Annotated in this window: 12 protein-coding genes; 10 read left to right on the top strand and 2 right to left on the bottom strand. The window is 59.1% G+C overall.

What is annotated here, in order from left to right; all coding sequences use genetic code 11:
• Positions 1-159: 159 nt before the first annotated feature.
• On the top strand, positions 160-1404 hold the full coding sequence (gene mtr, locus EKL15_RS18500) for a tryptophan permease (protein WP_203090172.1): 1245 nt from the start codon (positions 160-162) through the stop codon (positions 1402-1404).
• Positions 1405-1530: 126 nt separating this feature from the next.
• Positions 1531-2103 (top strand): elongation factor P-like protein YeiP, encoded by a 573-nt coding sequence (gene yeiP / locus EKL15_RS18495; protein WP_004935725.1) that lies wholly within the window; start codon positions 1531-1533, stop codon positions 2101-2103.
• A 43-nt stretch (positions 2104-2146) separates the two neighbouring features.
• Here yeiP and uxuA read toward each other — a convergent pair whose 3' ends face one another.
• The gene (gene uxuA / locus EKL15_RS18490) at positions 2147-3337 is read right to left on the bottom strand and encodes a mannonate dehydratase (RefSeq protein ID WP_084827381.1); all 1191 of its coding nucleotides are present in this window, start codon (positions 3335-3337) and stop codon (positions 2147-2149) included.
• 293 nt (positions 3338-3630) lie between these two features.
• Here uxuA and EKL15_RS18485 point away from each other — a divergent pair, with 293 nt between their 5' ends.
• Positions 3631-5103 carry a mannitol dehydrogenase family protein gene (locus tag EKL15_RS18485; protein ID WP_100396393.1) on the top strand — a complete coding sequence of 491 codons (1473 nt, stop codon included), beginning with the start codon at positions 3631-3633 and terminating at the stop codon, positions 5101-5103.
• Positions 5104-5165: 62 nt separating this feature from the next.
• Here the strand turns inward: EKL15_RS18485 and EKL15_RS18480 are convergent, their stop codons facing one another.
• On the bottom strand, positions 5166-5474 hold the full coding sequence (locus EKL15_RS18480; protein ID WP_060420188.1) for a type 1 fimbrial protein: 309 nt from the start codon (positions 5472-5474) through the stop codon (positions 5166-5168).
• A gap of 318 nt (positions 5475-5792) precedes the next feature.
• Between EKL15_RS18480 and EKL15_RS18475 the strand changes: the two genes are divergently transcribed.
• From EKL15_RS18475 to EKL15_RS18445, 7 genes are all read left to right on the top strand, one after another.
• Positions 5793-6767, top strand: coding sequence for a GTP-binding protein (locus EKL15_RS18475; RefSeq protein ID WP_203090169.1), 975 nt, complete (start codon positions 5793-5795; stop codon positions 6765-6767).
• 78 nt (positions 6768-6845) lie between these two features.
• On the top strand, positions 6846-7556 hold the full coding sequence (locus EKL15_RS18470) for a phosphatase PAP2 family protein (protein ID WP_038876299.1): 711 nt from the start codon (positions 6846-6848) through the stop codon (positions 7554-7556).
• A 410-nt stretch (positions 7557-7966) separates the two neighbouring features.
• Entirely contained in the window at positions 7967-8542 is a 576-nt protein-coding gene (gene mepS / locus EKL15_RS18465) for a bifunctional murein DD-endopeptidase/murein LD-carboxypeptidase (RefSeq protein ID WP_100396396.1), read from the top strand.
• Positions 8543-8954: 412 nt separating this feature from the next.
• Positions 8955-10538 (top strand): cyclic di-GMP phosphodiesterase, encoded by a 1584-nt coding sequence (locus EKL15_RS18460; RefSeq protein ID WP_060420184.1) that lies wholly within the window; start codon positions 8955-8957, stop codon positions 10536-10538.
• Between the two features lie 93 nt (positions 10539-10631).
• Positions 10632-12440 carry an extracellular solute-binding protein gene (locus EKL15_RS18455; RefSeq protein ID WP_060420182.1) on the top strand — a complete coding sequence of 603 codons (1809 nt, stop codon included), beginning with the start codon at positions 10632-10634 and terminating at the stop codon, positions 12438-12440.
• Positions 12441-12449: 9 nt separating this feature from the next.
• Entirely contained in the window at positions 12450-13541 is a 1092-nt protein-coding gene (locus EKL15_RS18450; RefSeq protein ID WP_060420179.1) for a microcin C ABC transporter permease YejB, read from the top strand.
• Complete coding sequence (locus EKL15_RS18445; RefSeq protein ID WP_060420176.1) at positions 13538-14563, top strand: ABC transporter permease; 1026 nt, start codon at positions 13538-13540, stop codon at positions 14561-14563. The genes EKL15_RS18450 and EKL15_RS18445 overlap by 4 nt, the downstream gene beginning before the upstream one ends.

The raw sequence follows: 14563 nt of genomic DNA, 5'->3' as shown, positions 1-14563 counted from the left end.
TCACCCTGCGCCGGCGTCATCGTATGGCGAATAAACGCCCAACACACCTTGATTTACAGATAAAAACGCGTGAAACGTGCAATTCCCCCGCTTTACATGCGCCATACACCCATGTACCATTGAGCTAGTACAAAAGAACCTCTTCCATCAGGAGCACGCATGTCTACGGACACCATCCAGAAGCTGGCCCGCCCTTCCGTCCTCGGCGGCGCGATGATCATTGCCGGAACCGCCGTTGGCGCCGGCATGTTTTCCATTCCGATCGTCACTTCCGGTGTCTGGTTCAGCGGCTCCGTCGCGCTGCTGGTGTATACCTGGGCCTGCATGTTGCTTTCCGGCCTGATGATCCTCGAAGCCACGCTGCACTATCCGAGCGGCGCCAGCTTCAACACCATGGTCAAGGATCTGCTGGGTAAAGGCTGGAACGCCGTGAACGGCCTGTCGGTAGCGTTCGTGCTGTACATCCTGACCTACGCCTATATCTCCGCCGGCGGCTCGATTATCGCGCATACGCTGGAGGGCATCGTCGGCGTCGGCCAGACCACCGCCGGCCTGGTGTTCGCGCTGGTCGTGGCGTTTATCGTCTGGCTCTCCACCCGCGCGGTCGATCGCCTGAGCACCATTCTGATCGGCGGTATGGTGATCACCTTCGTGATGTCGGTGGGCGACATGTTCACCCACGTGCAGCCTGCGGTGCTGTTCAACACCGGCGATGATCAGGCCAGCTATCTGCCTTACGCCCTGGCGGCGCTGCCTTACCTGCTGACCTCGTTCGGTTACCACGGCAACATTCCCGGGCTGGTGAAGTACTACCACAAGGACAGCGGCTCCGTGGTGCGCAGCCTGGTGTACGGCACCCTGCTGGCGCTGGCGATCTACATCCTGTGGCAGTATGTGATTCAGGGCAATATCGCGCGCGACGCCTTCAAGCAGGTGATCGCCGAGGGCGGCAATATCGGCAGCCTGCTCAAGCAAATGGGCAACGTCTCCAGCAGCCAGACCGTCAGCCAACTGCTGAACGCCTTCTCCTATATGGCGCTGGCCAGCTCGTTCCTCGGCGTGTCGCTGGGCCTGTTCGATTACCTGGCGGACTTCTGCAAGTTCAAGGACGACGCCGTCGGACGCAGCAAGACCGCGCTGGTGACCTTTGTGCCGCCGACCCTGGCCGCGCTGCTGTTCCCGAACGGTTTCCTGTACGCCATCGGCTTCGCCGGGCTGGCGGCCACCATTTGGGCAGTGATCGTGCCGGCGCTGATGGCGCGCGCCAGCCGCCGCCGCTATCCACAGGCGGGATACCGCGCACCGGGCGGCAACGGCGTGATCCTGTTCGTCATCCTGTTCGGGCTAATCAACGCCGCCGCGCATATTCTGTCGCTGTTCGGTCTGCTGCCGGTCTTCTACTAATCCCCGAAGGGAGAGCATCTGCTCTCCCTTTCCCGCACTGTTTTTACGCCGGGCTATTGCCTGAAATCAGCGGCACGAGTACCTTGTCGCAACTTCTCTAATACTCTTCATTGCGGATGAATTGAAATGGCAAGAGCTAACGAAATTAAGCGCGGCATGGCGATCAGCTACAACGGCAAATTGCTGCTGGTAAAAGATATCGACGTGCAGAGCCCGAGCGCCCGCGGCGCCAGCACCCTGTACAAAATGCGCTTCTCCGACGTGCGCACCGGCCTGAAAGTGGAAGAACGCTTCAAGGGCGACGATATCCTGGACACCATTTCCCTGTCGCGCCGCAAGGTGAACTTCTCCTATATCGACGGCGAAGAATACGTGTTCATGGATGACGAAGACTACACGCCGTACATCTTCAAGAAAGACCAGATCGAAGACGAGCTGCTGTTCATTCCGGAAGGCGGTTTGCCGGGCATGCAGGTGCTGACGCTGGACGGCCAGGTGCTGGCGCTGGAGCTGCCGCAGACCGTGGATATGGAAATCGTCGAGACCGCGCCGGGCATCAAAGGCGCTTCCGCCAGCGCCCGCAACAAACCGGCCACCATGGCGACCGGCCTGGTGATCCACGTGCCGGAATACCTCAGCGCCGGCGACAAGATTCGCATTCATATCGCCGAACGCCGCTACATGAGCCGCGCCGACTAGTCGGCGCCAGCGGGGCCGAGTCTCGGCCCCGTTTCCTTTTCCGCTACGGCAATTCCGGGAAAAAGCGCCGCTTGAGCGCCAGCTCGACGCCGCGCAGCTCCGCCAGCCCTTTCAACCGCCCGATGGCCGAATAGCCCGGATTGGTTTTCTTTTTCAAGTCGTCCAGCATCTGATGCCCATGATCGGGGCGCATCGGGATCGGCCGCCGATCGCCTGCCCGTTGCCGACGCAGCTCTTCGGTCAGGATCGCTTCGATCACCGCCACCATGTCCACATCGCCCTGCAGGTGCGCCCCTTCGTGGAAGCTTTTCGGGTTCTCCTCGCGGCAGGTGGCGCGCAGGTGGGTAAAGTGAATGCGATCGCCGAAGGTCTCAATCATCCGCACCAGATCGTTATCGGCGCGCACGCCGTATGAACCGGTGCATAGGGTGAAGCCGTTATAAATGCTGTCGACGGTCTGCTTCAGCCACTGCATGTCTTCAATCGTGGAGACGATGCGCGGCAGGCCGAGGATCGGCCGCGGCGGATCGTCGGGGTGCACCGCCAGCCGGATGCCGGCCTCTTCCGCCACCGGCACGATGGCACGCAGAAAGACCGCCATGTTTTCGCGCAGCCGCGCCTTGTCGATGCCGTCGTATTCCGCCAACCGGCGGCGGAACTGATCCAGCGTGTAGCCCTCTTCCGCCCCCGGCAGCCCGGCGATGATGTTACCGGTCAGCCGATTTTTTTCTTCCTCGCTCATGGCGGCGAAACGGGCCGCCGCCTGGCTGCGTTCCTGCGGCGTATAGTCGGCTTCGGCGCCGGCGCGCTGCAGGATATGCAGCTCGAACGCGGCGAAGGCTATCTGATCGAAACGCAACGCTTTGGAACCGTCCGGCAGCGGATAGGCCAGATCGGTGCGCGTCCAGTCGAGGATCGGCATGAAGTTGTAGCAGACGGTATCGATGCCGCAGGCCGCCAGGTTGCGCAGCGACTGCTGGTAATTGGCGATATACCGCCGCCAGTCGCCGCTGTGGGTTTTGATCTCCTCATGTACCGGCACGCTCTCCACCACCGACCACACCAGCCCCTTTTCCGCCAACAGCGCCTGCCGCGCGCGGATTTCGTCGATCGGCCAGACTTCACCGTTCGCGATATGATGCAGCGCCGTCACCACCCCGGTCGCCCCGGCCTGACGCACATCGTCCAAAGAAACCGGATCGTTCGGGCCATACCAACGCCATGTTTGTTCCATGTTTTGTCCTTATGCCTGTCTCGCACCGCAATGCTGTTATACCAGTTTAATTTAGATGTCAGTTATCTTTAACTTACTCTTTCGCCCTGCGCTGTCAAAACAGAACCCCTCATTGGTTGATCCACTTCACGATTCTGGCTTATTTTAGACTGACCAATTCCTTTAACTGGCCGACATCCTTACACTGGTCGCAGTTTTTTATCACCGGTGCCACCCTGCCTGCGCGGCGGAAAACTGGTCTGCTAACTTGGCGCAAGTGGCCCGCCAGCTGTCTTACCCGTTTTGGAGATGAGATGAAAACGATCGCCAACACCCCGCTGCCGAGCGCCGTCCGGCAGCCGGACTATGACCGCCGGGCCCTGCGCAGCCGCATCGTGCACCTTGGCTTCGGCGCGTTCCACCGCGCGCATCAGGCGCTGCTGACCGATCGGGTGCTGAACGCCCAAGGCGGCGATTGGGGCATTTGCGAAATCAGTCTTTCCGGCGGCGTGCCGCTGTTTGAGGCGCTGCGGCAACAGGATCATCTGTACAGCGTGCTGGAGAAAGGCGCGGACGGCCATCAGGCCATCGTGGTCGGTGCGGTGCATGAGAGCCTGCATCGCAAGCTGGAAGGCATCGCCGCGGTGCTGGAGAAGCTGGCCGAGCCGCAGGTGGCGATCGTTTCGATGACCATCACCGAAAAAGGCTATTGCATCGAGCCCGGCAGCGGGCGGCTGGATCGACAGCATTCGGGGATCGTCGCCGATCTGGCGTGGCCGCATCAGCCGCAGACCGTGCCGGGCATTTTGGTGGAAGCGCTGCGGCTGCGGCGCGAACGCGGCCTGCCCGCCTTCTCCCTGCTCTCCTGCGACAATATTCCGGAGAACGGCCACGTGCTGCGCCGGGCGGTGCTCGATCTGGCGCAGGCGCGGGATCCGGCACTCGCCGACTGGATCGCCACCGCTGCCACCTTCCCCTGCACCATGGTGGATCGCATCGTGCCGGCCGCCACGCCGGCCACGCTGGATGAGATCGCCGCCGCGCTGGGCGGCGTGCGCGACGAATGCGCCATCGCCTGCGAGCCCTTCATCCAATGGGTGGTGGAAGACAACTTTATCGCCGGACGCCCGGCGTGGGAGCAGGCCGGCGTCCAACTGGTCAGCGATGTACTGCCGTTTGAACACATGAAGCTGCGCATGCTGAACGGCAGCCACTCATTCCTGGCTTACCTCGGTTACCTGGGCGGCTACCGCTATATCAACGAGTGCATGGCGGATGAGCACTACCGCCGCGCCGCCCTGCGGTTGATGCTGGACGAACAGGCCCCGACGCTGAGCGTCACCGGCATCAGTCTGGCCGACTACGCCGCACAGCTTATCGCGCGCTTCAGCAATCCGGCACTGCAACACCTCACCTGGCAGATAGCCATGGACGGTTCGCAGAAGCTGCCGCAACGCCTGCTGGACGCGGTGCGCTGGCATCTGCGGCACGGCGGTGACTATAGCGGGCTGGCGCTGGGCGTGGCGGGCTGGATGCGTTACGTCGGCGGCGTCGATGACGCCGGTCAGCCGATCGACATTCGCGATCCGCTGGCAGACGTGTTGCAACAGACGATCGCCGCCACAACGGACGATCGGCGACGCGTAACGGCGTTGCTGGCGCTGAAATCAGTATTCGGCGAAACGCTGGCGGCGCATGCGGCGTTTACCGAAGCGGTAACGCAAGCCTATTTGTCCCTGCGCGATCGCGGGGCGCGTGAAACGGTGAAGGAGTGGGTGATGCGGTGAGGAGCCTGCAGGGCCGAGAATAACCATGCCGGCGTAACGTTACGCCGGCATGGCGGAACGACTTAACGATAAACGACCGTCATAACAGCAAGTTTTTTCTGTTGGTCTACCCACTTCATTTCGGTTGTGCCTAGATTTAGCGGAAGTTCTTTGCGTGTAGCATCAAAACCTGACAACGCTTGCTGGGCCTGATAACGCTGGCCGTTGCGGTAACATTGCGTATTCGCCTTAGAATCTGCAATATTGACCGTGCAAGGACTTTCAACGATAGAACCGACGAAGCGAATTACCCCGCCGGCCACTCCTGCATGACTCACTGCCGTCCATGAAAACAACATTCCTACGATCAAAAATAACCGAAAGGTATTCATGGCAACCTCATTTTTAGTTAAGCCAATTTAACCATAGAGGATCTTGTTAGGAATAATCGCAAGGAAAGGGACGCAATTTGATCGTTAATCGCGTCATTAACAATGTAAAAACAAGCTACTAACAAAAGTTAACCGCATCTAATACAGGGTTTTATCTAAGAATTTTCTTGATTTTAAAGGTGGCTTTTGCCGGTTGAAAAGCGCAGGGTGACGTGCAAAATTTGCGAGATAGAGCACAAATTAAATTGCGGCCGCTTCACCGACAAGGCAGCGTAACTCATTTATTAAGCAAGTTAATTTTTACGCCAGGAATTATTAATGACCAAAACCAATTTGATTACCGGCTTTCTCGGCAGCGGTAAAACCACCACCATCCGCCATTTGCTGGCTCATAAGCCCGAACAGGAACGCTGGGCGGTATTGGTCAATGAATTCGGCGAAATAGGCATCGACGGCGCGCTGCTGGCGGACAGCGGCGCGGTGCTCAAAGAGATCCCCGGCGGCTGCATGTGCTGCGTCAACGGCCTGCCGATGCAGGTGGGCTTGAATATGCTACTGCAGCAGGCCAAACCGGATCGGCTGCTGATTGAGCCGACCGGGCTCGGACACCCGAAGCAAATCCTGTCGCTGCTGACCCAGGAGAGCTATGCCGGCTGGATCGATCTGCAGGCCACGCTGTGCCTGCTGGATGCCCGCCAGCTCAGCCAACCCCGCTACCGCGACAACGAAAACTTCCGCGATCAGCTGGCCGCGGCCGATGTTATTCTGGCCAGCAAAAGCGATACCTATCAGCCGGAAGACAGGCGGGCGCTGGAAGCCTGGAGGGCGCAAGATCCGCTGCAGCGGCCCTGCTACGCCATAGCGCAAGGCCAAGCGGATGTCGCGCTGTTGTCCCTCCCGCGCACGAATCGTGCAGAATTACCGGACGCGCAGCATCATCATGGTCAGGCGAAAACGCAGGGGCTGGCGGCGCTGCGATTGCCGGAGCACGCCCGCTGGCGGCGAGCGCTGAACGAGGGGCAAGGCTTCACCAGCTGCGGCTGGATTTTTGACGCCGACACCCAGTTCGACACCGTCGGCTTTATGGAGTGGGTACGACTCGCGCCGGTCGAACGCGCTAAAGGCGTGGTGCGCATTCCCGAAGGCACATTGCTGATCAATCGGCAGGGGCAGGATCTCAACATCGAAACCCGCCCGCTCGTGCCGCTCGACAGCCGGATTGAACTGATCCACAGCGAAAATACCGACTGGAACGCCCTGCAATCCGCCTTGTTTAAGATTCGTTTAAGTTAAACCCCGTACCGTTGCCCCCCCGGTTGTCGCAGGGCGGCCGGGTTTTGTTTCATTTTCATTTTTTCAACAGGTTATGTCATGACACGCCGCAATTTACCCTTCATTCTCTTCTTTAACTTACTGGGCGTTGCGCTGTTTCTGTCCTGGTTCCTGCCGGCCAATCACGGCGGCTGGTTTACCCTGGATTCGGCGATTTTTTTCTTCTTTAACCGCCATCTGGCTACCGACCCGGCATTTTTGCATCTGGTCGCCATCACCAATAACCGCGCGTTTGATGTCATTTCGCTGCTCGCCATGGGTCTGCTGTATCTGTACTTCTACCTGAAGCAGGACGCCGCCGGCCGCCGCCGCCTGGTGATCACCGGCGTGGTGATGCTGCTGACCGCCGTGGTGCTGAATCAGCTTGGCCATCTGCTGCCGGTGAAACATCCGAGCCCTACCCTGACCTTCGACAATATCCATCGCGTCAGCGAGCTGACCGGCATCCCGACCAAGGACGCTTCCGGCGACAGCTTCCCCGGCGACCACGGCATGATGCTGATTATTTTTTCCTGCTTTATGCTGCGCTATTTCGGCCGCGGCGCCTTCGCCGTCGCCCTGCTGATTACGCTGGTCTTCTCATTGCCACGCGTGATGATTGGCGCCCACTGGTTTACCGATATCGCCGTCGGTTCGCTGTCCGTGGTGCTGGTTGGCGCCAGTTGGGTGCTGATGACGCCTTGCAGCGACTGGATTGTCGATCGGTTGAATCGCCTGTTGCCTGGCAAGCACCGCCCCGGCCAACCATAACGTGCGGCTATGACTCATACCGGGAGGCCCACGCCTCCCGTGCCCTACCCCCGCGCCGCGCGCAAAATTTCACCGCCGCCCGTTAACGCTTTTGCAACTTGATTTCACGCCAGATTCATACATCGGACAATTGGCGTTTTTTATATGAAGATTTACATTATGTTACATCACAAATTCATATAAAAAAGACGTGAAAAAGGCTCGCAATCCCCTATTTGTTCCGGTAATCTCAGATGCGTTTGTGCCTGGTTTAAGTCGAATCAGTATGGAATCCGATAAAAATGTGCGTTCTCGCACGTTTTCAACGGTAACTGGTTGTCGATGCAACAGGTGCGGACTAGGCTCGTTCCGTTTGGCATTTTTCAGGTAGCGACTTTCGTCGTTAAGGACTTCAAGGGAAAACAACAACAATGGTCAAATCTCAACCGTTTCTGAGATATTTTTTGCGGGTAGTCCCTGCAATTGCCGCGGCGGTTATGCTGTCAGCGTGCAGCTCGACTCAAACTTCGAACTTGAATAACGCACAAACTGAGATGCGTGCAGTTAATGACAAAGACGGTCTTTTACTGCAAGCCTCTCAGGATGAATTCGAAGCGATGGTCCGCAACGTTGACGTCAAGTCAAAGATTATGGATCAGTACGCGGACTGGAAAGGCGTTCGCTACCGCTTAGGCGGTGACACCAAGCGCGGCATCGATTGTTCGGCGTTTGTGCAGCGTACCTTCCGCGAACAGTTCGGCATGGATTTACCGCGCTCTACCTATGAACAGGAAGATCTCGGCAAGAAAATCCAGCGCACCAAGCTGCGCGCCGGCGATTTGGTGCTGTTCCGCGCCGGCTCTACCGGGCGCCATGTCGGCATCTATTTAGGCAACGATCAATTCGTTCACGCCTCCACCAGCAGTGGTGTCATGATTTCCAAGCTGACCGATAACTATTGGGACAAACGTTATCGAGAAGCGCGCCGGGTGCTGACCAGCGGCTGACGGCGCATCGCCTTGAAGATTCCGAATACCAAACGAGCGATAAGCGCCGCCTACGGGCGGCGTTTTTTTTGGCGGTTGAACAGGTGCCCTCGCGCTTGGTCCCTGGCTTATCGTCACCTCTCCCCGCTTAACGCCGCCGCACGCCATTATTTTGATAAACTGTTGGCAGGAAATCGCGCCGTCGAGGAAAAACTCGCCTATTATCGTCAGATGATGGCAACGGCGCCCCGGCGTTATTTAAAACGTTTCCGCTTAGAATAGGCGCATTATATTTCTGTCGGCGACGCCGCGTATTTAAACGGCGCCGCCGGTTGGTACGGGATAAAAAGGCAAAAATGAAAAAAAAGCCGTTGGTACAATCCATTAACTGGCTGTGCGACACCCCTGACGCCCTGTTGCAGAGGACTCGGTTATGGGCTTGAAAAGGGCTTTCGCCCGCAGCGTCTCTCACCGACAGCGCAGCCTGGCTAAAAGCGGCGTCGCCGCTCTGGTATTTTTTACGCTATTCACCGCGGTCACGCTTTCTTTGATCAACCACCAGCGCACGCAATATCAACATAAAGTCGAAGCGCGTACGCAAAAGTTCACGCTGGGTTATATCTCGCATCTGACGGCCGTGATGCAGCAAATGATGCCGCTGTTGGACAAGCCTTGCCTCTCCAGCCAGTCGGACATTACCTACCAGGCGGCCTTTACCAGCGGCGTGCGCACCTTTCTGTTGGTGAAAGACGGCTACGCCTATTGCTCCTCCGCCACCGGCGACATGATGCTGCCGATGAAAAACCTCTATCAGGACATCGACTGGGATCTGCCTTTGGATCTCAAGCTGCAGCAGGGCACGCCGATCGTGCCAAATAAGCCTGCGGTTGCGGTTTGGCTGCGGCATCCCGGCGAGCAGGCCACCGGCATCCTCGCTACGCTGGACATCGATCTGATGCCCTATCTGCTGTTCACCTCGCACGACGAACAGGCGCCGGGCATCGCCATCGTGATGGGCAATCGCGCGCTGACCACTTTCAGCCCGAACCTGATGCCGGTCGATCAACTGCCGAAAGGCAAGGCGGATAACCTGACGCTGCCCAATCTGCCGTTGACCATCATGTTCTACAACGAGAAGCTGACGCCCAACGACATTCGCCTGACGCTGTTGGGCAGCCTGGTGCTGTCATTGATGATCGGCGTACTCTGCTACTACATGCTGCTGCTGCGGCAAAGCCCGGAGCGCGCGCTGCTGCGCGGCATCAAGCGCAACGAGTTCTTTATCGAATACCAGCCGGTGTTCCACACCGACAGCAACAGCATCGGCGGGCTGGAAGCGCTGATTCGCTGGCAGCATCCGATCGAGGGCCGCATCCCGCCCGATGTCTTTATCCCCTACGCCGAAAGCAACGGGCTGATCGTGCCGCTTACCCGCCAGCTGTTCAGGCTGATCGCCGAAGATGCGCCGCAGCTTGCCAAAGCGCTGCCACGGGGAGGTAAAGTCGGCCTCAACATCTCCCCCGCCCACCTTAGCGCACCGTCCTTCCACCAGGACGTGTATGAACTGTTGGCGCAGCTGCCGGGTGATTACTTTACGCTGGTGTTTGAAATCACCGAGCGCGGCATGGTGGAAGAAGAGAGCGCGCTGGCGGAGTTTGACTGGCTGCACAAACAGGGCATCGAGATCGCGGTAGACGATTTTGGCACCGGGCACAGCGCGTTGATCTATCTTGAGCGCTTCACCATGGATTACCTGAAGATCGACCGTGGCTTCGTCAACACCATTGGCCAGGACACGGTCACCGCGCCGGTGCTGGATGCGGTGATCTCGCTGGCGAAAAAGCTGAAAATGCTGACGGTGGCCGAAGGCGTCGAAACCGCCGAGCAGATGCAGTTCCTGCAAGAACACGGCGTCAACTTCATGCAGGGATACTACTTCAGCAAGCCGCTGAGCATCGACAACTTCGTCGCCTACTGCAATGCTCATCAGGTCTTTGATTATCAGGCAAAAAAATAGTTAATCTTTAAGCATCTTTACCCTGCGCCCACCCGAAGAATGTTATGCTGGGCGCAGGTTGTACTTTATTCCACAGCAGGAGCTTACCGTCCGATGTCCGTGCGCATTTTCGCTGCTCTGGTGCTCTCGGCACTGAGCTTCGGTCTGCAGGCCGAAGCCCTCAACGAAAGCTACGCTTTCGCCCTTCTCGGTGAACCGAAATACGCCACCGACTTCAGCCATTTCGACTACGTCAACCCGGCGGCGCCCAAGGGCGGCGACGTACGGCTGGCGGCCATCGGCACCTACGACAACTTCAACCGCTTCGCCACCCGTGGCGTACCCGGTGAACGCACGATGGAGCTGTACGATACGCTGTTCACCAACTCCGACGACGAACCCGGCAGCTATTATCCGCTGATTGCCGAATCGGCCCGTTTCCCGGCCGACATGCGCTGGATGGAGTTGGATATCAACGCGCGCGCCCGCTTCCAAGACGGCAGCCCGATCACCGCCGCCGACGTGGCCTTCACCTTCAATAAATTCATGACCGAAGGCGTGCCGCAGTTTCGCTCCTATTACAAAGGCGTCACGGTCAAGGCCATTTCCCGGCTGACGGTGCGCATCGAGCTGCCTAAAGCCAACCGTGAGCAAATCCTCAGCCTGCTCAGCCTGCGCGTATTGCCGGAAAGCTTCTGGAAAAACCATAAGCTCAACGAACCGCTCAGCACCCCGCCGCTCGCCAGCGGCCCGTATAAAATCGGCGATTACCGCCTCGGCCAGTACATCACCTACCAGCGAGTGCGCGACTACTGGGCCGCCAACCTGCCGGTGAATCGCGGCCGCTATAACTTCGACAGCATTCGCTACGATTATTACCTGGACGATAAAGTGGCGCTGGAAGCCTTCAAGGCCGGGGCTTACGATTTCCGCATCGAGCCGTCGCCCAAAAGCTGGGCCACCCAGTACCAGGGCGGCAACTTCGCGCGCAACTACATCATCAAGCAGGACGAGACCAACCAGGCGGCGCAGAATACCCGCTGGCTGGCGTTCAACCTGCAAAAACCGCTGTTTGCCGATCGCCGGGTACGGGAAGCGATTGGCCTGGCTTTCGACTTCAACTGGATGAACAAGGCGCTGTATTACAACGCTTATCAGCGCGCCGACAGCTATTTCCAAAACACCGCCTACGCCGCCCGTAGCTACCCGGACGCCGCCGAACTGGCCTTGCTGGCACCGCTCAAAGGCCAGATACCGCCGGAGGTGTTTACCAGCATCTACCAGCCGCCCTCCTCCGACGGCAGCGGCAACGATCGGCAAAATCTGCTGAAAGCGACTCAACTACTGAAAGAAGCCGGTTGGGTGGTCAAAAATCAAAAGCTGGTCAACGCCAAAACCGGTCAGCCGTTCACCTTCGAACTGATGCTGCTGAGCGGCAGCAACTTCCAGTACGTATTACCGTTCCGCCACAACCTGCAGCGGTTGGGCATCGAGATGCAAATCCGCGAGGTCGACGCCTCGCAGTACACCCGTCGCATGCGCGAGCGCGATTTCGACATGATGTCGACGGTGTACATGGCGATGCCGTTCCCCAGCGCCGATCTGCAAATCCTGTGGGATTCGCAGTACATCGATTCCAGTTACAACACGGCCGGCGTCAAAGACCCGGCGGTCGACAGCCTGGTGAGACAAATCGCCGCCCATCAAGGCGACGAAAAAGCCCTGCTGCCGCTCGGCCGCGCGCTGGACCGGGTGCTGACCTGGAACAACTACATGCTGCCGATGTGGTACTCCAACCACGATCGCTACGCCTATTGGGACAAATTCTCCACGCCGCCAATCCGCCCGGCCTATGCGATTGGCTTCGACAACTGGTGGTACGACGTCAACAAGGCGGCGCGTTTACCGGCTCAGCGGCAATAAGGAGTCGGAATGGCGGCCTATCTGATACGCAGACTGTTATTGGTGATCCCCACGCTGTGGGCGATCATCACCATCAACTTTTTTATCGTGCAAATTGCGCCCGGCGGTCCGGTCGATCAAGCCATCGCCGCCATTGAGCTGGGGCACGGCAGCGGTTTTGGCAGCGGCGGCGCAGGTGAAGGCCTGGGTCATGCCCGGGCGGGCATCGCGGCTGGCGACGGCCAATACCGCGGTTCGCGCGGCCTGGATCCGGAGGTGATCGCCGAGATCACCCAACGTTACGGCTTCGACAAACCGCTGCACGAACGCTACTTCACCATGCTGTGGAACTATATGCGCTTCGACTTCGGCGACAGCCTGTTTCGCGGCGCTTCGGTGATGCAGCTGATCGGCCAGAGCCTGCCGGTCTCCATCACGCTGGGCCTTTGGAGCACGCTGATCATTTACCTGGTGTCGATCCCGCTCGGCATCCGCAAGGCCGTCCACAACGGCAGCGCCTTCGATACCTGGAGCAGCACGCTGATCATCATCGGCTACGCCATTCCGGCTTTCCTGTTCGCCATCCTGATGATCGTGCTGTTCGCCGGCGGCAGCTACCTCGACTGGTTCCCGCTGCGCGGCCTGGTGTCCAGCAACTTCGACACCCTCTCGTGGCCGGCAAAGATCGCCGACTACCTGTGGCACATCACCCTGCCGGTGCTGGCGACGGTGATCGGCGGCTTCGCCACCCTGACCATGCTGACCAAGAACTCGTTCCTCGACGAGATCCGCAAGCAGTACGTCACCACCGCCCGCGCCAAAGGGCTGGATGAGAAAAAAATCCTCTACCGCCACGTGTTCCGCAACGCCATGCTGCTGGTGATCGCCGGTTTTCCGGCCACCTTTATCAGCATGTTCTTCACCGGCTCGCTGCTGATTGAGGTGATGTTCTCGCTCAACGGCCTGGGGCTGCTGGGCTACGACGCCACGCTGCAGCGCGACTACCCGGTGATGTTCGGCACGCTGTATATCTTCACCCTGATCGGCCTGCTGTTGAATATCCTCAGCGATATCACCTACACCCTGGTCGATCCGCGCATTGACTTCGAGGCCCGCCAATGAGCCGCCTTAGCCCGATCAACCAGGCGCGCTGGGCGCGTTTTCGCCGCAACCGCCGCGGCTACTGGTCGCTGTGGATCTTCTTGGTGCTATTCACCCTGAGCCTGGCCGCCGATCTGATCGCCAATGACAAACCGCTGTTGGTGCGTTATGAAGGCCGGTTGTACCTGCCGTTTATGATTAACTACAGCGAAACCGCCTTCGGCGGCGAGCTGAACACCGAAGCCGACTATCAGGATCCGTTCGTACAGCGGCAGATCGAACGGCACGGCTGGGCGGTTTGGGCGCCGATCCGCTTCAGCTACGACACCATCAACTTCGCCACCGAGGTGCCCTTCCCCTCGCCGCCTTCGCGCCACAACCTGCTGGGCACCGACAGCAACGGCGGCGACGTGCTCGCTCGTGTTCTGTACGGTTTTCGCATCTCGATGCTGTTCGGCCTGGCGTTGACGCTGTTTTCCAGCCTGATCGGCGTGTGCGTCGGCGCGACCCAGGGGTATTACGGCGGGCGTTTCGATCTGTGGGGGCAGCGCTTTATCGAAGTGTGGTCGGGCATGCCGACGCTGTTTCTGATCATTCTGCTGTCGAGCATCGTCCAGCCCAATTTCTGGTGGCTGCTCGGCATCACCATCCTGTTCGGCTGGATGAGCCTGGTGGGGGTAGTGCGCGCCGAATTCCTGCGCACGCGCAATTTTGACTACATCCGCGCCGCGCGCGCCATGGGCGTACCGGATCGGGTGATCATGTCCCGCCATATGCTGCCCAACGCCATGGTGGCGACGCTGACCTTCCTGCCGTTTATCCTGTGCGGCTCGATCACCACCCTGACGTCGCTCGATTTCCTCGGTTTCGGTCTGCCGATAGGCTCGCCGTCGCTCGGCGAATTGCTGCTGCAGGGCAAAAACAATCTGCAGGCGCCGTGGCTCGGCATCACCGCCTTCCTGGTCTTGGCGGTGCTGCTGTCGTTATTAATCTTTATCGGCGAAGCGGTACGCGACGCCTTTGACCCCAGCAAGGCGCATTGA

It is taken from the genome of Serratia sp. 4542 (assembly GCF_016805595.1).
In the GTDB taxonomy this organism is placed as follows: domain Bacteria; phylum Pseudomonadota; class Gammaproteobacteria; order Enterobacterales; family Enterobacteriaceae; genus Serratia; species Serratia nevei.
This window is presented reverse-complemented; position numbering and strand designations above follow the sequence as displayed.

What these genes read in the sequence shown, in the direction of transcription:
- EKL15_RS18445 (WP_060420176.1), top strand. Translation starts at nt 13,538, where the DNA reads ATGAGCCGCCTTAGCCCGATCAACCAGGCGCGCTGGGCGCGTTTTCGC.
- EKL15_RS18475 (WP_203090169.1), top strand. Translation starts at nt 5,793, where the DNA reads ATGACCAAAACCAATTTGATTACCGGCTTTCTCGGCAGCGGTAAAACC.
- EKL15_RS18460 (WP_060420184.1), top strand. Translation starts at nt 8,955, where the DNA reads ATGGGCTTGAAAAGGGCTTTCGCCCGCAGCGTCTCTCACCGACAGCGC.
- EKL15_RS18485 (WP_100396393.1), top strand. Translation starts at nt 3,631, where the DNA reads ATGAAAACGATCGCCAACACCCCGCTGCCGAGCGCCGTCCGGCAGCCG.
- EKL15_RS18480 (WP_060420188.1), bottom strand. Translation starts at nt 5,474, where the DNA reads ATGAATACCTTTCGGTTATTTTTGATCGTAGGAATGTTGTTTTCATGG.
- mtr (WP_203090172.1), top strand. Translation starts at nt 160, where the DNA reads ATGTCTACGGACACCATCCAGAAGCTGGCCCGCCCTTCCGTCCTCGGC.
- EKL15_RS18470 (WP_038876299.1), top strand. Translation starts at nt 6,846, where the DNA reads ATGACACGCCGCAATTTACCCTTCATTCTCTTCTTTAACTTACTGGGC.
- uxuA (WP_084827381.1), bottom strand. Translation starts at nt 3,337, where the DNA reads ATGGAACAAACATGGCGTTGGTATGGCCCGAACGATCCGGTTTCTTTG.
- EKL15_RS18450 (WP_060420179.1), top strand. Translation starts at nt 12,450, where the DNA reads ATGGCGGCCTATCTGATACGCAGACTGTTATTGGTGATCCCCACGCTG.
- mepS (WP_100396396.1), top strand. Translation starts at nt 7,967, where the DNA reads ATGGTCAAATCTCAACCGTTTCTGAGATATTTTTTGCGGGTAGTCCCT.
- EKL15_RS18455 (WP_060420182.1), top strand. Translation starts at nt 10,632, where the DNA reads ATGTCCGTGCGCATTTTCGCTGCTCTGGTGCTCTCGGCACTGAGCTTC.
- yeiP (WP_004935725.1), top strand. Translation starts at nt 1,531, where the DNA reads ATGGCAAGAGCTAACGAAATTAAGCGCGGCATGGCGATCAGCTACAAC.